The sequence below is a fragment of the Bacterioplanoides pacificum genome, from assembly GCF_042648445.1.
GTDB classification, from domain to species: Bacteria; Pseudomonadota; Gammaproteobacteria; order Pseudomonadales; family Oceanobacteraceae; genus Bacterioplanoides; species Bacterioplanoides pacificum.
Map to the genome: position 1 here is coordinate 725380 of NZ_JBHRYB010000005.1, position 24288 is coordinate 749667.

The 24288-nt window shown below is 54.2% G+C and carries 21 protein-coding genes; 6 read left to right on the forward strand and 15 right to left on the reverse strand.

Annotation, left to right across the window (positions count from 1 at the left end; all coding sequences use genetic code 11):
* The first annotated feature begins 60 nt into the window (after nt 1–60).
* Both ACFOMG_RS07945 and thiI read left to right on the forward strand, forming a co-directional pair.
* The gene (locus tag ACFOMG_RS07945) at nt 61–1287 is read left to right on the forward strand and encodes a tyrosine-type recombinase/integrase (protein ID WP_376865875.1); all 1227 of its coding nucleotides are present in this window, start codon (nt 61–63) and stop codon (nt 1285–1287) included.
* A gap of 98 nt (nt 1288–1385) precedes the next feature.
* Nucleotides 1386–2843, forward strand: coding sequence for a tRNA uracil 4-sulfurtransferase ThiI (thiI, locus tag ACFOMG_RS07950; RefSeq protein ID WP_376865876.1), 1458 nt, complete (start codon nt 1386–1388; stop codon nt 2841–2843).
* A 56-nt stretch (nt 2844–2899) separates the two neighbouring features.
* Here the strand turns inward: thiI and ACFOMG_RS07955 are convergent, their stop codons facing one another.
* From ACFOMG_RS07955 to ACFOMG_RS07970, 4 genes are all read right to left on the reverse strand, one after another.
* On the reverse strand, nt 2900–3541 hold the full coding sequence (locus ACFOMG_RS07955; protein ID WP_376865877.1) for a hypothetical protein: 642 nt from the start codon (nt 3539–3541) through the stop codon (nt 2900–2902).
* Between the two features lies 1 nt (nt 3542).
* Complete coding sequence (locus tag ACFOMG_RS07960; protein WP_376865878.1) at nt 3543–5159, reverse strand: hypothetical protein; 1617 nt, start codon at nt 5157–5159, stop codon at nt 3543–3545.
* Nucleotides 5160–5499: 340 nt separating this feature from the next.
* Nucleotides 5500–6201 carry a DNA polymerase III subunit epsilon gene (gene dnaQ / locus ACFOMG_RS07965; protein ID WP_376865879.1) on the reverse strand — a complete coding sequence of 234 codons (702 nt, stop codon included), beginning with the start codon at nt 6199–6201 and terminating at the stop codon, nt 5500–5502.
* A gap of 25 nt (nt 6202–6226) precedes the next feature.
* Nucleotides 6227–6991 carry a class I SAM-dependent methyltransferase gene (locus ACFOMG_RS07970; protein ID WP_376865880.1) on the reverse strand — a complete coding sequence of 255 codons (765 nt, stop codon included), beginning with the start codon at nt 6989–6991 and terminating at the stop codon, nt 6227–6229.
* A gap of 79 nt (nt 6992–7070) precedes the next feature.
* On the opposite strand from ACFOMG_RS07970, the gene ACFOMG_RS07975 reads away from it, so the two are divergent.
* Both ACFOMG_RS07975 and ACFOMG_RS07980 read left to right on the forward strand, forming a co-directional pair.
* Nucleotides 7071–8621, forward strand: a complete 1551-nt coding sequence (locus ACFOMG_RS07975) for a lytic transglycosylase (RefSeq protein WP_376865881.1) — start codon at nt 7071–7073, stop codon at nt 8619–8621.
* Between the two features lie 12 nt (nt 8622–8633).
* A complete protein-coding gene (locus ACFOMG_RS07980; RefSeq protein WP_376865882.1) occupies nt 8634–10085 on the forward strand; it encodes an ABC transporter substrate-binding protein in 1452 nt (483 codons plus the stop codon).
* A gap of 2 nt (nt 10086–10087) precedes the next feature.
* Here the strand turns inward: ACFOMG_RS07980 and ACFOMG_RS07985 are convergent, their stop codons facing one another.
* The gene (locus ACFOMG_RS07985) at nt 10088–11944 is read right to left on the reverse strand and encodes a TonB-dependent receptor plug domain-containing protein (RefSeq protein WP_376865883.1); all 1857 of its coding nucleotides are present in this window, start codon (nt 11942–11944) and stop codon (nt 10088–10090) included.
* A gap of 135 nt (nt 11945–12079) precedes the next feature.
* Between ACFOMG_RS07985 and xthA the strand changes: the two genes are divergently transcribed.
* Nucleotides 12080–12892, forward strand: a complete 813-nt coding sequence (gene xthA, locus ACFOMG_RS07990; RefSeq protein WP_376865884.1) for an exodeoxyribonuclease III — start codon at nt 12080–12082, stop codon at nt 12890–12892.
* 52 nt (nt 12893–12944) lie between these two features.
* Here xthA and ACFOMG_RS07995 read toward each other — a convergent pair whose 3' ends face one another.
* From ACFOMG_RS07995 to ACFOMG_RS08025, 7 genes are all read right to left on the reverse strand, one after another.
* Complete coding sequence (locus tag ACFOMG_RS07995) at nt 12945–14180, reverse strand: tetratricopeptide repeat protein (RefSeq protein ID WP_376865885.1); 1236 nt, start codon at nt 14178–14180, stop codon at nt 12945–12947.
* Entirely contained in the window at nt 14180–14809 is a 630-nt protein-coding gene (locus tag ACFOMG_RS08000) for an energy transducer TonB (protein ID WP_376865887.1), read from the reverse strand. The genes ACFOMG_RS07995 and ACFOMG_RS08000 overlap by 1 nt, the downstream gene beginning before the upstream one ends.
* Complete coding sequence (locus ACFOMG_RS08005; protein WP_376865888.1) at nt 14809–15216, reverse strand: ExbD/TolR family protein; 408 nt, start codon at nt 15214–15216, stop codon at nt 14809–14811. The genes ACFOMG_RS08000 and ACFOMG_RS08005 overlap by 1 nt, the downstream gene beginning before the upstream one ends.
* Before the next feature lie 17 nt (nt 15217–15233).
* On the reverse strand, nt 15234–15752 hold the full coding sequence (locus tag ACFOMG_RS08010) for a MotA/TolQ/ExbB proton channel family protein (RefSeq protein WP_376865890.1): 519 nt from the start codon (nt 15750–15752) through the stop codon (nt 15234–15236).
* The gene (locus ACFOMG_RS08015; RefSeq protein ID WP_376865891.1) at nt 15753–17123 is read right to left on the reverse strand and encodes a MotA/TolQ/ExbB proton channel family protein; all 1371 of its coding nucleotides are present in this window, start codon (nt 17121–17123) and stop codon (nt 15753–15755) included. It abuts the gene before it with no gap.
* 10 nt (nt 17124–17133) lie between these two features.
* A complete protein-coding gene (locus tag ACFOMG_RS08020; protein ID WP_376865892.1) occupies nt 17134–17868 on the reverse strand; it encodes a DUF3450 domain-containing protein in 735 nt (244 codons plus the stop codon).
* Nucleotides 17869–18068: 200 nt separating this feature from the next.
* Nucleotides 18069–20975: an insulinase family protein gene (locus ACFOMG_RS08025; RefSeq protein ID WP_376865894.1), complete on the reverse strand. Its 2907-nt coding sequence runs from the start codon at nt 20973–20975 to the stop codon at nt 18069–18071.
* A gap of 75 nt (nt 20976–21050) precedes the next feature.
* On the opposite strand from ACFOMG_RS08025, the gene ACFOMG_RS08030 reads away from it, so the two are divergent.
* Nucleotides 21051–22199, forward strand: coding sequence for an aminotransferase class V-fold PLP-dependent enzyme (locus ACFOMG_RS08030; RefSeq protein WP_376865896.1), 1149 nt, complete (start codon nt 21051–21053; stop codon nt 22197–22199).
* A gap of 58 nt (nt 22200–22257) precedes the next feature.
* On the opposite strand, the gene ACFOMG_RS08035 is transcribed toward ACFOMG_RS08030, so the two are convergent.
* Genes ACFOMG_RS08035 through tmk form a run of 3 tightly spaced genes read right to left on the reverse strand, consistent with a single transcriptional unit; the run spans nt 22258 to nt 24287 of the window.
* Complete coding sequence (locus ACFOMG_RS08035; protein ID WP_376865897.1) at nt 22258–22605, reverse strand: PilZ domain-containing protein; 348 nt, start codon at nt 22603–22605, stop codon at nt 22258–22260.
* Between the two features lie 18 nt (nt 22606–22623).
* Nucleotides 22624–23637, reverse strand: a complete 1014-nt coding sequence (gene holB / locus ACFOMG_RS08040) for a DNA polymerase III subunit delta' (protein ID WP_376865898.1) — start codon at nt 23635–23637, stop codon at nt 22624–22626.
* Entirely contained in the window at nt 23634–24287 is a 654-nt protein-coding gene (tmk, locus tag ACFOMG_RS08045) for a dTMP kinase (RefSeq protein ID WP_376865900.1), read from the reverse strand. Before tmk ends, holB begins: the two co-directional genes overlap by 4 nt.
* Nucleotide 24288: the final 1 nt, after the last annotated feature.

Genomic DNA, 24288 nt, shown 5'->3' on the forward strand with positions numbered 1-24288 from the left:
TTGCACTGAAACGCAATTTGCAGTATTTATTTCCGATAATTTTTTTATTCCGGCGAAATAATGAGCACCTCACCCTCTCCCCTGATCGATCAGGCAGACCATCTGGGCAATCCGCTGATGTATGCCCGGGCGCTGATGCAGCGCTTACCACAACTGCGTCAGGTGCCCGGCAGTTACGATGATCTGGTTAATACGCTGCATTTTTTATCCAGCTATGGTGGCTCTGCCGCCACTTTTAACAGTTATCGCCGCGAAGCTGAACGGCTGCTGCAATGGTGCTGGCTGGTACGTGAGGCCAACCTGACGGAACTGCGGCGCCAGGATATGGAAGATTACCTCGCCTTTTGCCAGCAACCACCGGCCAGCTGGATTGGTACCAAACAAGTGGCCCGCTTCCGCCTGCGCCAGGGGGAACGTCGGGTTAATCCCGACTGGCGGCCGTTTGTGGCGCAAACGTCAAAACGCCAGCCAGAAGCCGAGTTTGCCCTGTCACAAAAAAGCCTGCAGGCAATTTTTTCCATTCTGTCGACCTTCTTTAATTACCTGCAGCAGGAAGATTACCTGGAGCTGAATCCGGTCAAGCTGATTCGCCAGCGCAGTCGTTACCTGCAAAAACACGCTTATCAGGAACCCATTCGCCGGATTTCCAACCTGCAATGGGATTATGTGATGGAAACCGTGGAACAACTGGCGCAGCAGAAACCCGCTGAACATGAGCGGTCATTGTTTATCATGCGCTGTTTATTTGCCATGTACCTGCGGATCTCGGAACTGGTCGCTGACGAACGCGGCACTCCGGTGATGGGCGACTTTCAGCAGGATCGCGACCAGCACTGGTGGCTGAGGGTGATCGGTAAAGGGAATAAAGTAAGAATGGTGACCGTTTCGGATGATATGCTGCAGGCGTTAAAACGTTACCGCACCCACCTGGGGCTGACACCACTGCCAACCGTGGGTGAACAAACACCGCTAATTGCGCGCATTAAGGGCCGTGGCCCGGTCACCAGTACCCGTCAGATCCGCTATCTGGTGCAGTCCTGCTTCGACGCCGCTTATCAGCGAATGTATGACGAGGGTATGGAAGAGGAAGCTCAGGAGCTGAAAGTGGCCACCGTGCACTGGTTGCGCCACACCGGAATTTCAGAAGATGTAAAATTCCGGCCGAAAGAACACGTCAAAGAAGATGCGGGCCACGCGAGTATGGCCACCACCGACCGCTATATCGATACTGAAATGCGCGAGCGCCATGCCAGCGCCCGGCACAAAAAACTGAAGCCGGAGTACTAGCAGGCTCAGTAAACCCCGAAAAATGCAAAAGCTGCACAGCAATCACCACATCCGCTATAATCCGCGCCTTTTACCCAACCCCCTGAGTGCGGCTGTTCATGAAGTTTGTTATCAAGCTCTTCCCTGAGATCACCATCAAATCCCGTCCGGTGCGCAAGCAGATCACTAAGATCCTGCGCCAGAACCTGCAAACCCTGTTTCGCAAACATGAATTGTCAGCCGACGTGCAGAATCGCTGGGATAGCCTGGTGGTGGTACTGAACCATGAGGATGACAGCTCTCGTCGCCAGGCGATTCAGATTCTGACTCATACGCCGGGTATCGGTGCAGCACTGGAAATTGTTGAACACGAATTCACCACGTTGGACGAAGCTTATGGCCATGTGCGCGATGCCTACGCCGCCGAGCTGGCCGGTAAAACGTTCTGCGTGCGTATCAAGCGGGCTGGTGAACACGATTTCACCTCCCATCAGGCCGAAATTTATATGGGCGGCGGCTTGTTAAAAGAAACGCAAGCGACTGGCGTGTCGCTGAAAAACCCGGACATCGTGGTTAAAGCCGAAATCCGTAACGACAAAGTGCAGGTTGTCCGCCAACAACTGACCGGCATCGGTGGCTATCCTCTGGGCTCTCAGGGCGAGGCATTATCGCTGATCTCCGGCGGCTTCGACTCCACCGTCGCCAGCTACCTGATGACTCGGCGCGGCATTAAAACTCACTTTTGTTTCTTTAATCTGGGTGGCAGCGCCCACGAAATCGGGGTTAAGCAGGTTTCGCATTATTTATGGTCGAACTACAGCGAAAGCCACCGGGTAAAGTTTGTCACCGTACCGTTTGAAGGCGTAGTAGAAGAGATCCTGAAAAACATCGACGTTGGCCAGATGGGCGTGGTGTTGAAGCGTATGATGTTGCGTGCGGCCTCGCAGGTAGCAGACCGCCTTCAGTTACCGGCGATTGTTACCGGTGAATCGGTTGCTCAGGTGGCCAGCCAGACCATTACCAATCTGGCGGTCATCGACCGGGTTTGTGACCACATGGTATTGCGCCCGCTGGCCGCGATGGACAAGCCGGAAATCATTGATATCTCACGCCGCATCGGTACTGAGGCCTTTGCGGCTACCATGCCGGAATATTGCGGTGTTATTTCTGTGAGACCAACCACGGTGGGTGATCTGAAAAAAGTCGAAGCGACAGAAGCCGACTTTAATTTTGAGGTGCTGGAGCAAGCACTGGCGAATGCCAGGTATGAACGTATCGACGACGTATTATCCGCCGCCGGCAGTGGTCTGGAGGATGTTGAACTGATCGCCACACCGTCGATTGATGATGTAATCATTGATATCCGCCACCCCGGGGAAGCCGCTGACGCGCCACTGCAACTAACCAACAATGAAGTGTTGACCATTCCTTTTTATGAGCTGGACAACCGTGTTGCTGATTTAGCCGATGATCGGCGTTATTTGCTGTATTGCCAGAAAGGCACCATGAGCCGTATTCATGCGCACCACCTGAACGAACAAAAACGCGGCCAGTTTGCGGTATTTATTGACCACTGAACGCAAAAATCCCCGGCTCAGCCGGGGATTTTTTTATCTGATGCCGAGCGGGTGTATTACCAATCGCCCTGCAGCGCCTGCTCGGCAACATCGTTAAAGGGGCGGGCAATCAGGCCTTTGGGGGTCAGATGTACCGCAAATACGGCGCCATTTTCCAGTGGCATATAAACCGCACTGCCGTATTGCGCATCGAGCCAGAGCCCGGCATTGTGCATTGATTGCCATAAATCAAACCAGCGGGATTCGGACAGTGAATACACCGTTCTTGGTGCAGTCCGCTCTTGCTCAAGGGATAAATAGCGCCCAGATAAACGATCAAGCCGATACAGGGGTTTGGCGCCAGCCGCTGCCAGTGGGCCGATCCAGGTCAGCAGGCGGACATCTAACTGCCACTGATCACCGGCTACTTTAAAACGCCGCTCTTCACCGCCGGACTCCGCCAGGGTGACGTCATAACTCTGGTCACCCAGCTGATAAATGCTTAATGTGGCAACCGGCTCTTCATGCTGCAGTTGTCGATAGCTCCAGACATCGACCAGAGTAAATAAGCCAAAAATACAGGCAGCCAGTAAAATAAATCCCGCACTGCCCTTCAGCCAATATGTAAACCATTCCCGGCCACGCCAGGCGATTGCAATCAGAACGACAGCAATCAGGATAAAAATAACCGTGAATGCTGTTAATCCGGGCTGCAACATATTAATCCCTTAAAATAATCAGGCTTTCTTTAGCCAGTTTGAGGGCATCATCTGAGCCGGTTGACTGGCCAATCATAGAATCGAGGAAATATTCAATCGCGGTAATCGCATCGGCGAAAGCTTCCAGTTGTTGCTCGCCGGGTTTGCTGTCTGCTTCCAGCATTTTGCGCGCGACAAATATTTCCAGCTCATGCAGCAACTCAGCAACCTCGGAGCGCTCCAGGAAAATCAGCGAGCCGGCAACATCATGCAGGCTTTTACCAATATTCTTCACATGCAGCGGGTCACCACTGGAATCGACGTATGAGCCGATAGCCCGTTTAATCAGTGTCATCGCTGTCATAGATTCGGATAACACCGCAATCCGCGCCTCCGCCAGACTGACAGGATCAACCAGCGAGGAATGATCCAGACCAGACTGGGTCATGCCACGCATTTCCTGCTCGATACGAATAATACCATCAGCCAGCGCCGACATATGCGCCTGAATACCATCAACTCCGTTGGCTTTTAACGCCACACATAAACGTTTGGTTAGTTCAGCGGCCTCGTTGAGGTTAGCAATTTGCAGGGTATCGGAAATGCGGCTCAGACTATCGATTAACTCATTAAAGTTGGCTTCACTGGTGTCGGTGCGTTCCAGCAGGTCAATCAGGTCTTTTACCGACTGCAACTCTTCCTGTAAGGCTTCAGATAAGGAGTCAAACGCAGACTGATCCGGCCCGGCCAACTGCTGGCGGGCGGCGGCTAAATGGGATTCTTTGACGCCATCACCAACGTGGAACTGTTGCTGAACCTGTTGGATGGCCGGCGTTTCATCTTTTGCCAGGGCAACCAGATACAACAACTCTTTTAACAGCCAGTCTGGCATTTTTTCGCCAAACGCTTTGCCTTCACTCTCCTGTACTTTGCGCACCTGGCGATCCAGCGCCCCCAGCAAACTCAGGCGCTGCGGGGTAATTTCATATTCATCCTGAGATAACGCATCCAGCGCCGCCATCGTAACGTACCAGAATGGCCATGATGCTCCGCCACGACTGGCTTTTTCAAATCGTTTAATCGCCCGCTGCATCACCTGCACCGGACCGCGGCGGCCTTCGTTACGAATCAGGCCAATCAGACCTAACTGATACAACTGACGGGCACGACGGTACGGAAAACTGCCCGCGCTTGCGTCAGCCGCCGGGGCTTTAAGCTGCGGGCGCAGATTCACTAAAAAGAAATAGGCTTCAGGAAGTGGTTTTTCATGGCGTTGCTTACGGATATCGTTAATTGTCGGGATCAGCAGACTGGGCGCAACCAGATCACCGCCAGCAACCGCATCAACATACCGCTTGAGAAAAACGATCGCCTGGGTAAAGGTGGATAACACCGATTCGCTGACGGCCTGGGCACGAACAGTACGGCCGGTTTCAGCGAGCTCTTCACAAATGCGCTCACCGGCTCGAAAGTCCAGCATTTTGAACGTGCCGCGCACCTGCTGAATCTCTTCCAGAAATAACGTCAGACTGTCGCTGCTTCCGTTTTCCGAATAGGCATCCAGTTGCACAGCCGCCTGATCAAGAGCATTAGCCAGCTCTGACTTAACCAGATTGAGTGATGCTGCGAAGTGTGACACCTCACTTCCTGTTGTAATATCCGCCATGCTTGGATCGTTCTTTAGTTGTATTTGCTGTCATTCTACCCACTAACTGTGGAAAGCGCGAAATTTTTACGTCAAACCTTCACCTGAATATACTCCGGTTTGCCAACAAAATCACAGAGTTAGACCAGAGGCGTCTGCTTATGTCTAATCGGTGCAATCGGATGTGGGTAACATTCTGGGTGACTACGATCGCCAGCAAGGTCAGAACATGCCCCAAAATGGTCGCTCAGCTTTGGGATCAGGGTCTGGCCACCGCTTTCCTGCTGACCTGGCACTGCCCTACACCCGGGTGATGACCGGCGTGGCAGCATTATCACTCACGCCGCCAGATTGCACCCTCACTTTTTTTATCGACCAGATCCAGAAACTGCTGATGCGCCTGAACTTCGGCTGCCGTCGCCATAACAACTTTAAGCTCAGCGTTGTTGAGCAATGACTCGTCGAGACTGATATCAGCCACACCATTATCGTTGTTATCTTCCACCGCCAGCGCCAGATCCGTCTGCCCACCTGTCATCGCCAGGTACACATCCGCCAGAATTTCGGAGTCAAGCAATGCGCCGTGGAGTTCACGATGGCTGTTATCGATATCATAACGTTTACATAACGCATCCAGACTGACCCGGGAGCCGGGAAACATCTCCCGCGCCAGCGTTAAGGTATCCAGTACGCCACAGAATTCCCGGGTGCGGGACAAATTCAGCCGGTCGAATTCCGCATCCATCATACCGACGTCAAACGCTGCATTGTGGATCACCAGCTCGGCGCCGGCGATGAATTCACGGAATTCATCCGCCACCTGTGCAAACACCGGCGCGCCGCTTTCTTCCAGCCACTCAATGGAAATACCATGCACTTCCTGGGCTTCGGCATCGATGGCACGTTGTGGGTGTACATAGCGATGGTAATGTCGCCCGGTCAGTTTCCGCTCAATGACTTCAACACAACCAATCTCAATAATACGGTGACCTTCACCAATACCTGTGGTCTCGGTGTCCAGTACGACTTGTCTCATAGTGTTACTCTGTTGTCCGGAGCGCTCAGCGCCCCTGAATACGATTAGCCTGACGCACAGCCGGCGCCGGCATAACAAAACCGCCGGGCTGTGACAGCCAGCGTTTTTCGCGAATATGGGTGGTGCCGGCAATCGTCTTGCGCGCCACCAGAATATAACCATTGCCCGGCAACCAGCGTTTATTCACCAGCAGCCGGTCGGCACGACGACTCAGCCGCTCCGACAGCAGCGTCAACGGCCATACATGGGCAATATGTTCAACACTTTCGGTGCGGAAATCCAACAATGTCAGCCAGTCCTGCAGCCGCGGACAGGTTACCGGGTTGGCAATCCAGGGCAGTTCAGTTGACAGCATCTGCAGCCAGCGGGCCACACCCCACCATCCCACCGGATTAAACCCCACCACCACCAGATAACCGTTCGGCACCAGCGACCGGGCCGCTTCGCGGATCAGCTGATGTGGCCGGCGACTGAGATCCAGAGTGTGTTGCAGAACAACCACATCCAGCGATTCGTCCGGCAATGGCCAGGCGTCATCCTTGCTTCGCAATTGCGCCTCAACTTCGCCGTTCTGCCACGGAAAAGCCATACGGAAATTATGCTGGCAACGGCTGTATTTGAGAAACTGCGGCTCCTGATCGACCCCGGCATACGCCAGCTGCAGCCCCCGGAAGTCAGCCACAATATCACTGAGCCAGCCAGCCTCCAGGGCCAGCAGACGAGTGGCGCTGTTTTTTTGCAGCCAGCGCCGATAAGCATCAACTTTGATGCGGTTTGCCATTCTGTTCATTACGTCCGTCCGAATTCCTTGCTAGCCCGGCTTGCGGTAATTAGACTTGGCGGCCTTTCATTTTTGCTATTGTAAACAGATGATGTACCTGAAACCATTTTTAATCGCCGCCGCTTTATCATTGGCATCCGGCTGCGCCCATCAGCAAACTGCGCAACAAGATACTCCGGTGCGCAAAGCCGATGCCAGCGTTGTTATTTACGACGCCCCTCAAACTACCGAACTGAATCAGAGCCATGATGATATCTGGGAACGTATCATCGACGCCTACAGTCTGAACCTGCAGGTTGAAAACCCCCGCATTCAGTCACAGCTGAACTGGTATAAATCTCATCCGCGCTACCTCGACCGGGTAGCCAGCCGCGGGGTGCGTTATCTGCATTTTATTGCCGAGCAGATTGAAGCACGTGAGGTTCCCGGCGAGCTGGCATTATTGCCCATCGTCGAAAGCGCGTTTGATCCTTTTGCCTATTCTCATGGCCGGGCCTCCGGTGTATGGCAGTTTATTCCGGCAACCGGCCGTGATTTTGGCCTGCAACAGGACTGGTGGCACGATGGCCGGCGTGACATTCGCGCCGCAACCGAAGCGGCTCTGCGTTATCTCAGTGCGTTACAGCGTGAATTCAAAGGGGATTGGCTGCTGGCACTGGCCGCTTATAATTCCGGTGCCGGTACCGTCCGCAAAGCCATCCGTAAAAACCGCCGGGCCGGCAAACCAACCGACTTCTGGTCGCTCAGCCTGCCGCGCGAAACCCGGGCCTATGTACCCAAACTGATTGCTCTGGCAAAACTGGTCAAAGACCCGGAATATTATGGCGTGAGTTTAAAGCCGCTGGCTAACGAACCGTACTTTGCTGTGGTCAACACCGGCGGTCAGATTGATCTGTCCCAGGCCGCTGAACTGGCCGAGACCAGTCTGGAAGAAATCTACAAACTGAACCCGGAATACAACCGCTGGGCAACCCACCCTCAGGGACCACATGAATTATTGATCCCGGTGGAAAAACGCGACGTATTCGAACAACAAATCGCCTTATTGCCGAAAAACGCCCGGGTCAAATGGCAACGCTATCAGGTGCGTTCCGGTGACAGCCTGCTGACTATCTCGCGCCGCTTCCACACCACTCCGGACGCGTTAAAACAGGCCAACGGACTGCGTGGCAGTGTGATCCGGGCCGGCCAGCAGCTGCTGATTCCAGCCGCATTTAAAGGCCAGAAGGCCTACTCTCACAGCGTTGGCCAACGGTTAGCGCGGTTAAAGCAGGCACGCCAGCCATCAAATACCCAAAAGCTGGAATACAGCGTGCAAAGTGGCGACAGCTTCTGGCAAATCGCCCGCAATCACGATGTAAAAGTATCTCAGCTGGCACGCTGGAATGGCATGGCACCGGGAGATCCGCTCAAAGCCGGCCAGACGCTGGTGATCTGGAGTAAAAAAAGCCAGCCCAACAAACGGGAAGTGATCCGCAAAGTCCGCTACCGGGTACGCAGTGGTGATTCATTAGCCCGGATTGCACAGAAATTCAGTGTCCGGGTATCCGACATTCGCCGCTGGAACAGCAAACAAACCCGCTCAAAGTATCTGCAGCCAGGGCAACGACTGACCCTGTATGTGGACGTGACCCGCTAGGTGACCCGCGCTTTGTTGAGATGGATAACAACACTGGCGCTGTTGCTGCCACTGCCCGCCCTGGCGGGCATCGACGTGGTTTATCGTTACAACGGAGTGCCGTCGTTAAGCTGGCAACACAACCCCGGCACCGCCTTGTTTGACAGCGAACCGGTAGCCGGCGGAGTTTTGCGCCTGGCCGCCAGCACAGCACCACAACACCTTCGCCGCTTTGGCCCGGATAGCGCCACCGCTGCTGCCCATTTTATCAACCGCCTGCAACTTCCGTTGCTGGCGCGCCAACCCGGTAGCAACAAACTGGTATCGGCGTTATGCAGCCACTGGCATATCAACCAGGCCGACAAACGTTTTTATTGCCGCCTGAATGCTCAGGCCCGCTGGTCAGACGGTGTTCAGGTCAGCAGCAGCGACATCGCGTTCACACTGGACTTCCTCAGCAGCCCGGCCAGCCAGAGTCCGGCGGTCCGCCAGCGACTGCTCAGCTATATCAAACAGCTGGAAATATTTGATGATCAGACCTTTGCGCTGCAATTACATCCGCAGCCAACGCCCGGCGTGATGGATGCCATACGACAGCTGCGCCCGGCGGCGCGACATTTTTATCAGTCACGCCAAGGCTGGCCGGATGCCTTTAACGAGCTGGCAGAGCCCAGTACCGGCCCCTACTATCTCGAATCACTCACCCGGGCCGATCGCTTCAGCCTGCGTAAAAGCAATAACTGGTGGTTGGCTGAGCAGGCTTTTTTCAGTCGCCGTTTTAACGTAAATAAAATTGAATACCGCTATATCGCTGACCCCAGGCGGCTGCTGGAGAAATTCCGGGCCGGCGAAATTGATGCCCTGCCACTGAATCAGCCGGACCGCATCAGCCAGCAGGATATGCTGATTCTCAGTCAGCACTATAAGATCAATCTGGTTGAGCATTACAGCCAGCAGACCGAGCGACTGACCGGATTATTACTGTCGGACCAGGCATTATTGCAGCCCGTTGTGACTAACCCCGATCAACCCTGGTCGCAGCAATTGCGCAATAAATCGCTGAACATCGCCTACCAAGGCCGGTTACGACCAGCCGAACTGGAACGTATGGCGGTGCAGCTGGAAAGTGACGGCGTGCAGGTCCGCTGGCAGCCCGTCATAAACGTAGCGCCGGATACCTTGCTGCAACAGCAGCCATTTACTGCAATCTGGCTATCCACCCAGCGCAGTATGCTGGCCGATATCGAGCGCCGCGGACAGCACTTCTTTGCCGCCGGCAGTGACCGCGCCCGGTCTCGTTATATCGCCTGGCGCTGGTTGCAGTTTCCGGCACAAATCGCTTCGCCGGCGAGCGATGATTTAATGGTCGCCAGCGATGCGGAATACGGCGGTGCCTTCTGGATCAACCCTGAAATCCGCATCGATACGCTGGCTTCTCCGGCGCGTCGCCAACCCCGGGCCAGCACGCTCAGCAATCGACCGTAACCTTACAGCCGCAGCCCGACACTCAGCCGATAACCATTGCCCGGCGCCCGCAGATATTCACTGCTGTCGTAATAGCGCTCATTCAGCACATTAGTGGCAGCCAGTGACCAGTGCCAGCCGGCCAGTTGCTGACGCAATCCGAGGTCCCACAACTGATAACTTTTTGCACTGATGCGGTCTTCGTATTTGTACATCGAGGTAACAGCCAGGCCATTGCGCCATTCATAAGCCAGCTTGAGTATCGCCTGGTGATCAAACTGAGTAATGGCGTATTTGCCGCGGGCGTATTGGTTTTTAAAGTCCTGCTCCAGATTGGCGTAACTGAACGACGCCTGGCTCAGACCGTACCCGGACAAAACATCTGAGGCATCAATCATCACATCAATCCCCCGGGTACTGACCTCAGAGATATTACGGGCGGTGTAAATCAGACTGCTGTTATTGGCCTGTGCATCGTCCAGTTCCTGCTGCGTCACCGTAAAATCAATCACATTATCCGAGCGCCGCTGAAACACCGCCAGCTGGGTTTGTACCCCCGACCAGTTCAGTCGCACCCCAACTTCTGAACTGCGGGTCTGTTCAGCTTTCAGGTCGGGGTTACCGCGGTTGCTGCCCTGCTTCAGGTACAGATCAAATACCGTTGGCACCCGGGCACTTTTTCCGGAGTTGGCATAAAATTCGGCCACACCATGCCGATAACTCAGGCCAATCACCGGCAGGGTGTAGCTCTGATCATCGGTATAATCGATGTACGACAGGCTGCCACTGAGGGTCAGTGAACCCGCAGGCCATTGCCCCGACATAAACGCGCTCTGATAACTGCGCTGCTGTTCAGGGTCGACATCCGTCAACAGAGAAGTGCTGTCGATGCGCTCCTTGTTATTCTCCAGACCAATGGTTGCCACATCACTGAAGTGATAACGCAACCGGGTTTGCAGCGCTTCACTCTGGTGTTCAGAAAACAGTGGTGTCGTATTCCAGACGTACAGAAATTCATCATCATGACGGCGCCAGTTGGCGCTGAGGTCAAGGGCATCGCCTCCAAACTTAAAGCCCTGATTCAGATAAAGATGTCGCTGAATAGTGTCTTCCCGCTGGTGGTGATGCATCGGCCCATAAAAACCATCGGCACCAAAACCTTTATCTAGGTATCCGGCGCCAATCACGGTGTTGCTGCGTTCCCCCTGATACACCAACCGGGCATTGCCCTGTTGCAGGGTATAGCCGAGGTCCGCCTGGCGGATATAACTGTCTGATGTTTGTTGTGCCGCCGAGGCAAAGGTACTCCAGCGACCATCGGTTTTGCCCAGCGCAATGACAGCACGGTCATAATCCTTACTGCCGGCTTCCAGTTGTAATAACGCTTCACGGCCGGATTCGGTATTCACCTGTTTGCGGGTCACCAGGTTAATCACCCCGCCGTTGCCGTTCGGCCCGTATTGTCCGGCACCCGGGCCACGCACCACTTCAATACGTTCAATATCTTCCAGCACCAGTGGCAGATCAAAATTGTGATGCCCGGTTTGCGGATCATTCATCCGTACGCCGTCGATCAGTACCAGGGTCTGTTCATAGCTGGCGCCGCGAATGCCCAGGTCCACCTGAGTACCGCCACTACCGCGCTGGCGCAGATCAAGGCCTGCGACCCACTCCAGTGCATCAGCAATGGTCGCTACCGGCATACGCTGCAATTCAGCACGGGTCAGAACTTCCACCGCATAAGCGTCGGCAGCAATCGGGTTGTTATACAACTGCCCTTCAACAACCTGATTATCCAGTGTCAGCGCTGGCTGATCATCGGCCTGTGCAGCAACAACCGGTGCCATTACACAAGCGAATAATAAATGACGGGGTTTCATAAACGCATCCTGATCAAAACTTGTTATTATTCTAACCCGTTGCGCTCAGCTGTCTGAGATTCATGACAAATCCGTTAACACCTCAGCTGACAACTGCTCAACAAATAAACACACCGGACTGCAACAGGATATTTAATGGCAACCATCATCAGTTTTAACATCAACGGTATTCGGGCCCGTCAGCATCAGCTGGAGGCCATTCGCGAACAGCTGGACCCGGATGTGCTTGGACTGCAGGAAACCAAAGTTCACGATGAACAGTTTCCACTGGCTGACGTCGAGTCGCTGGCGTATCACGTTGAATATTTTGGCCAGAAAAGTCATTACGGTGTGGCGCTGCTGAGCAAAACAAAACCATTGATGGTGCAAAAGGGCTGGCCCTGGGATGATGACGACGCACAAAAGCGTTTTATTCACGCCCGTTATAACATCGATGGCAAAATTTATGACGTATTAAATGGTTATTTCCCTCAGGGAGAAAGCCGCGATCATGAAATTAAGTTTCCGGCAAAACAACAGTTCTATGCCGATTTAATGCGCTATCTGCAGGAAAATTTCACCCCGGCAGACAACCTGATTGTGATGGGTGATCTGAATATTTCACCCGAGGACCACGACATTGGCATTGGTGAACCAAACCGCAAGCGCTGGCTGAAAACCGGTAAGTGCAGCTTCCTGCCGGAAGAGCGTGAGTGGTACCAGACGTTATTACAATGGGGACTGCAGGATACTTATCGCAAACATTATCCCGATAACAACGATACCTTCAGCTGGTTTGATTACCGCTCAAAGGGCTTTGCCGATGATCCAAAACGCGGCTTGCGTATCGACCATATCCTCACCACACAGGGCCTTTATGATTGCTGTGAAGCGGCTGGTGTCAGTTATGATATCCGCGGCATGGAAAAGCCATCCGATCACGCACCGATCTGGTCGCGTTTTGGGTAATTATTATTGTTGACCGCTGTCATTTCATCAGGCCCGGAGGCCTGATGATTGATTACAGATATTCCTCAACGCTTTCGATGTAATTCAGCCAGGTTTTTGCTGAACCGGCTACTTTCGCCTCCTGCAGCGCCCGCTGAAAATAGCGTTTGGCGGTCGGATAATCTTTTAATTCATACGCACTGGAACCCGCCAGCATATAAGCATCACCTTTTTGTTTATCCGGCAGGCCTTTTTTTAATGCCGCTTTGATATCACGCAGTGCCTGCTGGTGCTGATTATCCTGCAGCGATAAACGCGCGGCACGCAACAATAACCCACCGTCAGCCAGAGACTCTGACGCCTTACGTAATGCCTGTACCGCATCCTGACGCTCGCGTCCCTGCTGCCAGGCCGCTGCCAATAATTTCCAGTTATTATCACTGAGCTCCAGTGTGCCGTCGTTTAAGTGACGCTGGAGAATACGGGCAGCCCGTTCCGGAATGCCCTGATTAATTAACAGTTGCACGACCAGCAGAATATTATTTCCTTTGCTGATATAACCGCCGGCATAGCCAGTTTCCAATGCCCGAAGACTCAGTGCCGGTTTGTCCAGCAACTGATACATAGACGCCTGCTGCACCCAATAATCTTCATTCTCCGGCTTCAGAGCGATCAGTTGCTGTAAGGCCTGCGCCGCCGGCTGATATTGCTTTCGCTCATAATGTGCGACCGCCAGCACCTGCAACCAATTCTCTCTCGGTTTTTCGGCCCGCTCTAACGCCAACGGCATCCACTGAATGACGGCGGTATAGTGTTTATTTATGTGATGCGCCATCGCCAGTGTGGCAAATGCCATAGGTTGAATGAGTGTTTTTTTCTCTTCGTCGTTTTGCTGTTGCTCAGTTTGCAACAGCGCTTCAAGACGCGGCTGCAATACCTCGACGGCTTTATCCGCCTGTTCCTGAGCCAGATACAATTGCGCCACATTGGTTGCCAGTGTCGCCTGCTGGGCCGGGGCAAACGCTTCCAGATTCAGGGCTTTAATAAACTGCTGCAGCGCTGCCGGATTATTCTCCTGCATTAAATAAAACTGGCCATACAACTGGTGCACCAGCGCCAGCCCCAGGCCAGGTTTAAGGTCACCTTCCAGTTCCTGCAGCGATTCCCGCGCCTCCGCAAACTTCTCTTCCTGCAATAAAGTCTGAATATCATTCAGTGCTTCGTAGGTGGACGGCGAAATGGATTGATTAGCCGCTGCAGCCGACAAGCTGGACAGCAATAACATCAGAGCAAACCATTTATTCAACATCAGCGCTCCCCCAGGTTAAATTCAATGGTTTGAGTAGCCACCTGAGCAACCGGTTTACCATCCTGCATTTTGGGTTTGAATTTATAACGGAATAATGCCCGCCGCGCTTCGCGCTCAAATACACCACGTGGTTCCGCTTCGATAATTTCCACATCATCAACCGTACCTTCCGGATTAATCTGCAGTCGCGCGGTCACAAACCCTTCAATTTTACGCCGTTTGGCTTTTTCCGGATAAACAGGATTCTGGCGCACCAGCGGAATCACATCGCTGTCACCAAAGCCCATACCAACCACCGCATCGCCCAGAAACGACTGCTGCGATAACGCCAGATCCGTTTGCACATCCGGCATGGAGATCGGCATTTTCTGCATCGGGGTATTCTGCTGTGACACCGAGGTATCCGGCAGATTGGGTTTTTTCGGCTTGGGAGGTTCTTTTTTTCGCCGTTCTTTGGTTTGCAACTGGCTGTCCTGTTTTATCCGCACAAAATCCAGAAAGGTGGATTCACTGCGTTCCTTCTGCATATTGGCCGGTCCGGAAACCATCGAATGCATGGCAAAAAATAATGCCAGACTGACTCCCCCGGCCAGCACCAGCGCCGTCAGTAGTCGAAGTGGCGCCGGCATCAGTTGGCCGCCTCTGCCGAAATGGAAATATCCTGAATACCAGCCAGGCGGATCTGATCCATCACCTTAACCAGCAAACCCGTGGGTGAAAATTCATCCGCCTGGATAATCACCGCACCTTCCGGATTTTCCGCTTTCATGCGCTCTATGTTCGGACGTACCGCACGCACATCAATTGCGCGGCGATCAATCCAGATTTCGCCATTGGCACGAATGGCGACCAGAATATTACTGCCTTTTTTCTCTTCAGCAGTCTGGGCACTGGGGCGGTTCACCGTTACGCCACTTTCTTTTACAAACGAGGTGGTGACGATAAAAAAGATCAGCATGATAAACACGATATCCAGCATCGGTGTGATATCGATATCGTTACCATCGGCGTCGTTGTCGGTATGACGTCGGGCCATAATATAAATCCCTAAAATTAATCCGTTGCTAATAATTCGGCGAGCTGGTGAATACCACGCTCACTTAAGCGTTTAAAACGGGTACGGAAATACAATCCGGTGAGTGACACCACCAGACCGGCCATGGTTGGAATCGTTGCCTGAGAGATACCGTTGGCCATCGCCCGGGCGTTGCCGGTACCGGTAATTGCCAGTACATCAAACACACTGACCATACCGGTGACCGTGCCCAGCAGCCCCAATAACGGGCAGATGGCAATCAGGATACCCACGGTCGATAAAAAGGTATCGGCGGCCTGGCGTTGCTGGCTCAGCATGGCAATGCGGATTTTCCGCGCTGTCCAGCTGCCGTGCTCATCGCGTTGCTGCCACTGACTGGCCAGCCGTTGATTAGCGCGTGGCAACTCAATATAAAAGAACCACAAACGCTCCAGAATCAGCGACCATAACAAGATACAAACCAGCAGAATGCCATACAGCACAGGACCACCCTGCGCCATAAAATCAAACAGCCATTGCAAAGGTGAATGCATCATTTAGCTTACCTGGCGGTTGTCTTTTTCCAGATGTTGCGCCATCAGCCCGGCGGATTGTTCATCCAGCAGCTGTACCAGGCGTTTGCTTTGTGAGGCCACCCAGTTATGGGCCAGCAACAACGGAATAGCCGCCACCAGGCCCAGCACAGTAGTAATCAGTGCCTGAGAAATACCCGCAGCCATCAGTTTCGGGTCGCCGGTGCCAAAATTGGTAATGGCCTGGAAGGTAGCGATCATACCGGTGACGGTACCCAGCAGCCCAAGCAAAGGCGCAATACCGGCAAACAATTTAATAATCGATTGACCACGCTCCAGTGCCGGTAATTCGCGCAACACGACTTCGTCCATTTTCGCTTCCAGCACTTCGGCTTCGATATGTTCAGGCAGTTCAGCATAACTGGCCAATACCCGGCCCAGTGGGTTGTCGTCGGACGGCTGACTGAGAGTCTGCTGCTGACGTTTTACCCGAGCCGAAATACTGCCCAGTGCAACCAGACGCCAGCCCGCCAGTAACAAACCAAGCACACCTAAAGCGATGATGATGTAACCCACGGTGCCACCCTGCTGCACCCGCTCCAGTAACTCCGGGTTTTCCAGCGTCAGATTAATCAGTGCACCGCGACTGGGGTCCAGAGCAAACAGCGACACGTCCTGCGGGCTTTGCAGAAAATCCGCAATCAGCTGTGCTGCCTGCGGCTGACGGCCCAGTTCCCCCAGGGTTTTCAGCTGCGGGTCGTAGCTCAGGTAACCGTCTGCGGTGACCGCATTAAACACCCCGATACGGGTAACTTCCCGGCTCACCGGTTTGCCGCTGGCGTCGGTCACATCAGCCCGGAACTGGCTGATTTGACCATTAAGAGTCATTTCCTGCTGTAAGGTGTGCCACAGCGCTTCCAGTTCTGCGATATTAGGCAGCTCTTTGGCCTGGGATAACTTATCCAGATCGGCCTGACGCTGCGGCACTTCCACCATGGTCAGGCTGTCGGACAACACGGTCGACAAATCCGTTGCCACCTGGCGCACCACACCAAACATTTCCCCCAGGTTACCGACCCGCAGGCGTAATTCTTCTTCTTTGTCGGTTAATGCCAGCTCGTTATTATCGAACCGCTGTTTTAACGAATCCGCGCGCTGTTGCTGCCGCGCCAGTTCCGCTTTCGCCTGTTGCAGCAGTTGCTGCTGTGCTTTGACATCGCTACGGAAAGCCGCCTGGCGGGCTTTATCCAGTGCCGCTTCTTCAGCCTGGTAGGCGCTGGCTTTTTCCAGCAACTGCTGCAGCGCATCGTTATTGCCGGTTGCCGCCGGAGCAGCCTGAGTCATTGTGGACAGGCTCAGCAATGCGGAAATCAGAGTGGTTTTCATCAGGTTCATCAATCCGTCCTCAGGATGCGTTAACAGCAGGCAGTGGTAATTTCAGCAGTTCCGGCGCAGCCGTCTGACGTGCCACTTTGAAGGCTTTACGCAAATCACGCAGATAACCCTCCTCCAGTGGCAGCCAGTTCTGTTGTTCACGACTCCACAGCCAGGCCTGGTGGCCGTCATTACTCAGCCGATACAATGCCACCCGGCCAACCCGCAGGAAGTCGTATGAAACCCCCTGTTGCTCGCCGCGGTATGCTTCGATGTTGCGGCCGTAATCCACCTCAACCTGATAAGCCTCCAGCACCCGGCGGAATTTTTCCGAAATCGTGACATCCGCGCGGGTCATCATGTCGCGTAACAAAGCGATTCGCGCCGCCCGTTCCTTTGGCAAAAACGGCGTATCCAGTGCGGTGAACTGTTCCAGGTTATCCAACATACGGGACATCAGCGGTAATACACCACGTTCGGTACGCTCAATTTCACTGATCTGGCGCTCCAGCGATGTGAGTTCCGCTTCCTGATCGCTGACGATGCGGGTCATTTGTTCGTTGTACAGCGCCAGCTGATCTGACTCGGCCTTAAGCTGACGATATTCGTTCAGTAACTGCTGACTGCGATCATCCAGCTTCTCAATGTTTTTCTGACTGCGCTGACCAGACCGATCCGCCTGTGATATGGCCGCCTGGCCATCCGACAGAGAGTCTGCTGACACGGCCAGAGGCTGGCACAAAGCGATAACAAGCAGGGATGCCATCCGGCATCGGGCGAAGTTCAATCCGGAGCTGTGCATATCGGGTAAATCCATATTGATATAGTGCAGATAACGCAAATTGCGGAACAGCAATCTGCCACAGTTAAATTAACCGCTGCTGAAAAAACTGAGGCGGCATTATGCCGCCTCAGACTAAGAAACTCAATTGATATACATTCTCAATTGAGAGAAAACACCGTTTTTTAATATTCTTCGCAGTCCAGTCCCAGGTTTTTTGCCACCTGTTCACTGCCGCGCGGTGCAACAACCGCCATCGAGCCGCTCTGGCCCTGCAAATAGGTGTCGCAGACCCGCATTACGTCGTGCCAGCGCACGGCCAGCAGTTGCTGACGGAATGCCTGGCGTAGCACCGCACTACGGCCGGTTTTCTGCAAATGGAACGCCTGTTTGGCTTCGCCGGCGGGGGAGCCCGGGCGATCCATACTGCCGATAATGCCTAGTATTGCCTGCTCCACCAGATCTTCGCTGGCAGATTGCTGCTGTAGCCAGTTCAGCGACTGACGGAAATCATCAAAGGTGCCTTCCGCCCGCGGATCCCGGTATGAAAAGAACTTAAAACAGCCTAACGCCGAATCCTGAGTGGCGCCGGCACCATATGCTCCGCCCTGCTCGCGGATCGCGGTGTGCAGATACCCATTACGCAGAATACCACCGGCCACGGCCAGCGCGGCCGCATCCGGGTGATCCAGCGTGACGGTTGGAATCGCCAGCGCGCAGAAATTAACCTGAGAATCCACCATCCAGTAACGGCTGCTTTGAGTAGCGCTCCAGTCCAGCACTCCGCTGTTACCCGAGGAGGCGCCAGACCAGATTTGCTCAACACTATCCAGGTGAACGCGGGCGTGCTGCTCATCATGAATCAATAACGCCTGCTGAGGTGCTGCCAGCTGCTGATACACATCCTGCAACGCTTCTCCGATCAGTGCCGGGTTCGCACGAGCCGCTTCAAGACGTTGCTTCAGACGACGCGCCTGTGGCAGACCGCCCAGCTCGTTACCGATATTGGCCGTCAGGTTCAGCGGTGCTGCCGCCAGCGACATCGCCAGTGAGTGTCCGGCACCGGTGATCCCCTGCTCCTTACGCGCTTTGGCGTGGGTTAATAAATCAAGCAGGCGCTGATCTTCATCAAAACGGGCCGCTTCCCAGGTTTGCTGATTCAGGCGACTGAAGTCGGTGGCATTATCGGCCAGCGCCTTGCCGCTCATCACCAAATATCCCTGCAACGCGTTACAGTCGTCCACCGCTCCTTTAATGGTGGCGTACGCACTGAGACTGCCAACCAGAGAGGTCTGGCGCTGCTGTTGTGTCAGGTAGTCGGAACCGGTGACACCCACTTCCGTCCAGGCGTGGGAAAAGAACGGCAGCCAGGTCAGCTGCTCGGCATTCAGCGCGGGCAGATCCAGTAGCAACTGCTGATATAAAATGCCATTGGTGCCGGCCTGATATTCACACACGGGCAGCGCTGCGGTGTGATTGGCGGTCGCTTGTGGCTGCTGAATCTCCGGGCGCACATCCTGCAGTGTCACCTGCGGCAATATACCGGGGTCGTCATTTTGTGCCTGACGCTGCCTGAGTGCCTCAGCCTGATCAATTACGGCCTGTTTATCATCATCACTCATCGCCTGTAGCAAAGCATCCAGCTGCTGGCGCTCCAGCCGCAGCACTTCATCATTCAGCTGATTGTCCGGCTTCAGGGTGAAACGCACCCGATGACGATTTTCCAGCAACAACTGGCGCACGGCATGCTGAATAAAGTCCGGTTGTTGCGCTTTTTGTTTCAGCCTTGCCAGTGCCGGCTCCAGATTCAGCAAACTGACCGGATCGCCATAATGTGTGGCGGCCGGAATGGCATTAAAAATCAGCTGCAGCCCATAGGGGTAATGGTCACCTCCGATTTCCCGCTGATGCAGCTCCAGCTGGTGCAATGCCGCATCGATAATATCCTGCTCAACACCCTGCTCCGCAACTTGCTGCAAGGTGTCCAGCACCAGAGTTTCGAACGCTTCGGCCTGGTGCGGTTCACTGCCTTCCAGACCACACATAAAGCTCATTTCACGGTTCGAGTCTTCCAGGCCGCACAGCGGTGATGGCGATCCTCCCAGATCACTCTGCTCCAGCGCCCGGCGTAACGGTGAAGCACTGTTGTCGAGCAGGACCTGACTGACCAGGTTGGCTTCAAGCTGGGCATCAAGATCGGTGGAATCGCCCAGTAACCAGCCCAGCACATGGTGGGTTTTGGCACTCAGGTCATCACCATCAACACCATACGCCTGCTCGACCGCAAGCGGCGCCGGGTAACGTTTTTCCGGCTGCACCCGCCATTGTTTATCCTGCCGTTCAAAGCGCGCCAGCGCCTGATCATCCAGCTTGTGCTGCAATTCAGCCACATCCAGATTGCCAAATGTCATAAAGATGGCGTTCGAGGGATGATAATGACTTTTGTAAAACGCCAGCAATTGCTCATAACTCAGATCGGTAATGGCTGCCGGCTCGCCGCCGCTGTTGTAGTGGTACGTGGTGGTTGGAAACAGATAACCGGAGATCCCCTGCCACAGCTGGCTGACCGGTGACGACATGGCGCCTTTCATTTCGTTGAATACAACGCCTTTAAATTCCAGTTCTGAGTCGGCGTTCGCGGCGTCGGAAAATTCGACCCGATGCCCCTCCTGGGCGAAGTCGAGTGGATCAAGGCGGGAAAAAAACACCGCATCCAGATACACATCGAGCAGATTGTTAAAGTCCTTGTCGTTCTGGGAAGCAAACGGGTAAGCCGTCCAGTCAGAACTGGTCATGGCATTCATAAAAGTATTCAGCGAACGCCGCGTCATCATAAAAAACGGGTCTCGCACCGGGTACTTGTCACTGCCGCATAACGCGGTATGTTCAAGAATATGCGCAACACCGGTGGAGTCTTGTGGCATGGTGCGTAATGCAACCAGAAAGGCTTTTTCGTCGTGATCACTGGCCAGGTGGTAATGCACTGCTCCGGTTTTAATGTGTTCAAAATGATGCACCGTCAGGTTCAGTGACTCCACCTCTGTGGATCCGCAGTGGCGGAAAGCCGCGTGGGCCAGATTGTGTTCAGACATAATTCCTCTATCTGTTTACGACAAAATTTCCGCTATCTTAGCAGAAGGCAAAGCTTAACCATAAAGGACCCTACTATGACCCAGGCAAATTATGACTGGCGCGCCGAGTTCCCGGTGAATGACGAATGTATGTACCTGAATCACGCCGCCGTGGCTCCCTGGCCGGAGTCAGCGCGCAAGGCGGTGATGCAATTTGCCAGTGAAAACGTCGCCCTGGGCGCCAGCCATTACCCCGAATGGCTAAAAACAGAGACTCGTTTAAAGCAACAATTACAGCAGCTGATCGATGCCCCGAACGACTCGGTCGCACTGGTTAAAAACACTTCGGAGGCGCTGTCGTTTGTCGCCATGGGACTCGACTGGCAAGCCGGTGATGTGGTGGTTATCTCCGATCAGGAATTTCCCAGCAACCGCATCGTCTGGGAGGCATTAAAAGCACGGGGCGTCCGTGTCATCGAAGTCGCCTTACCCTGGCAGGATCCGGAATCGCTGTTATTACAGGCCATCGCAGAAAAGCCGCGTCTGGTCTCGGTCAGCGCAGTACAGTATGCCAGCGGCCTGCGACTCGACATTAACCGCATCGGCGCAGCCTGCCGCCAGCACGGCTGTCTGTTTTGTGTGGACGCCATCCAGGCAGTCGGCGCGCAACCGTTTTCAGTGCGCGACAGCCAGTGCGATTTCGCGATGGCCGATGGCCACAAGTGGTTATTAGGGCCGGAAGGGCTGGGATTTTTTTATGTCCGCCCGGAAGTTATGGAACAATTGCAGATTCAGGAATATGGCTGGCATATGGTGGAAGATGCCGGTAACTACGACAATCACGACTGGCAACCCGCTGCCGGTGCGCGGCGATTCGAATGTGGCAGTCCGAATATGCTGGCGGCTCATGCACTGAGCGCCAGTTGCGATTTGTTATTAAACGTTGGTATGGCGCGGGTGGAAGCCGCCATCGCCGAACGCATTGATTATTTACAACAGGGGCTGGAGCAACTCAATGCCACGCTGCTTAATCCTCGTCTGAGCGAACGTCGCAGCGGCATCCTGACGTTTCACTTTATGGGTTGTGACAGCCAGGCGCTGCACAGAATGCTGATGCAAAGCGGGGTGATTTGCGCTAACCGTGGCGGTGGCATTCGCTTTTCGCCACACTTTCACACACCGCAGGAAGTACTGGACGATGCTCTGGAGGCGGTCGCCGGAATCGTCGATATACTGCAACGCTAATTTCAATCCTTTTTTGTAATACAACCCACTCTGCCCGGGTTGTATTACATGCTGCGTGTTACATAGTGTGGGTAACGCGATCGGATTTTAATGCGCCGGCGAGAAAGGTTTCGATTTTGTTGCGGGCAATATTGTCATCGCCGGTGAATTGCACACCAATGCCCGCCACTTTATTCCCCTGAGCCCCTTTGGGCGTGACCCAGATGACTTTACCGGCCACCGGGATCTTTTCCGGCTCATCCATCAGTTTCAGCAACATAAACACTTCATCGCCTAACTGATATTGCTTATTGGTTGGGATAAACAGGCCACCGTCGGTAATAAACGGCATATAGGCTGCGTACAGCACGGATTTGTCTTTAATTGTCAGCGACAGAATACCGCTACGACCACCCATCGGGTTCATGTTTACTCCTGAACATTGTTATTGCGCCTGGGTCTTTGATGGTATCAGCGCCTGGCGCCAGTCGAGCATCAGAGACTCTATCAACAGCTGCTTATTATAATGAGATACACCAGAGAACAGATTGCCCTGCACCTCCATCACTTTGCGCTGCAAGGTTATCAGCTTTGACCGATCCAGGGTAGCACCAGCCAATACCTGAGGCAGCAGATTGCCATAGCGCAACTGTTGCTCGTCAACCCCCAGACTGACCTTAAGCGCATCGCTCAGCACCAGATCCAGCCAGCTGATCACATCGGTAATTTCGAGTTTACTCCAGCCAGCAACCAGTGTTTCCAATGGCATAAGCGCCATACTCCACTGGCGGAATTGCTCCAGCCATTGCTGTTGCTGCTGCCCCAGCTGCTGTTCCAGCCAGGTCCGCGCTCTGAGCGGCGCTCCGGGATTAAAGCGCAGCGCCAGCTGTGCCTGGTCGGTCGCAATCCCCTGCTGCTGCAACCAGGCCAAAGCCTGAGCCGCATCCGGGGGCTGCAGCTGCAAACGCTGGCAACGACTGCGTATAGTGGGCAACACTGAGCCAAATCGTTCCGCCTCAAGCAATAAAAAGCTTTCTCCGGCCGGTTCTTCCAGTGTTTTCAGCAAGGCATTGGCGGCGTTGGTATTCATCACTTCAACCGGGCGGATAATGACCAGCTGACAGCGGCTAATTTGAGGTGTTTGCGCCAGAAAATCATTCACTTGGCGGATACTGTCAATGCGTATCTGCCGGCTGTTGTCTTGCGGCTGACACAGCATAAAGTCCGGATGGCTGCCCGCCTGCCACAACTGGCAGGAGTGACACTGACCGCAAGCCACCGGGCTGTCGTTAGTCTCGGCCTCAGTGCACAACAACCACTGAGCCACAGAGCGACTGAGCTGGTGCTTGCCAATACCAGCGATACCGGTGAACATCAGTGCATGTGGCAATCCCTGCTGTTGCTGGCGCTTAACCAGTTCATCCCACACAGGCTGCTGCCAGGGTAACAGCGCGCTCATGACAGCTCCGGCAACAACGGCGTTAACGCGGCTAACAGCGCCGACTGCACCTGATCGAGTGACACCGAGGCATCAATCCGGCGGAACCTCGATTCACTGGCGGCCAGCTGTGCAAAACCCCGATACACCCGCTCAAAAAAGGCCTGCTGTTCGGTTTCAAAACGATCGATGGCTTCACCGGCCGTCGCTGCCCGGCCACGCGCACGCGCCATTCCGACACTCACCGGGGCATCCAGCCAGAAGGTGCAATCCGGTTCCAGCTGTTGCTGCACCAGAGTTTTCAGCTGCTGAATCAGCTCCAGCGATAAGCCACGGCCAAACCCCTGATAGGCAATGGTTGAGTCGGTAAAACGATCACACAATACCCACTGGCCTTGCGCGAGGGCGGGCTTGATCAACGCCTCCAGGTGCTGCGCCCGGGCAGCAAACACCAGCAATAACTCGGTCATATCCGACATCGTTTCCTGATGATGTGCCTTCAGTAACTGATTGCGAATGGTTTCGGCAATATCGGTACCGCCCGGCTCACGGGTGACCAGCACATCGACACCCTGCTGTTGCAGCCACTCTGCCACAAAACGGATATTGGTCGATTTGCCAACACCTTCGCCGCCTTCAAAGGTGATAAAGCGGCCGCAATACTGATTCATA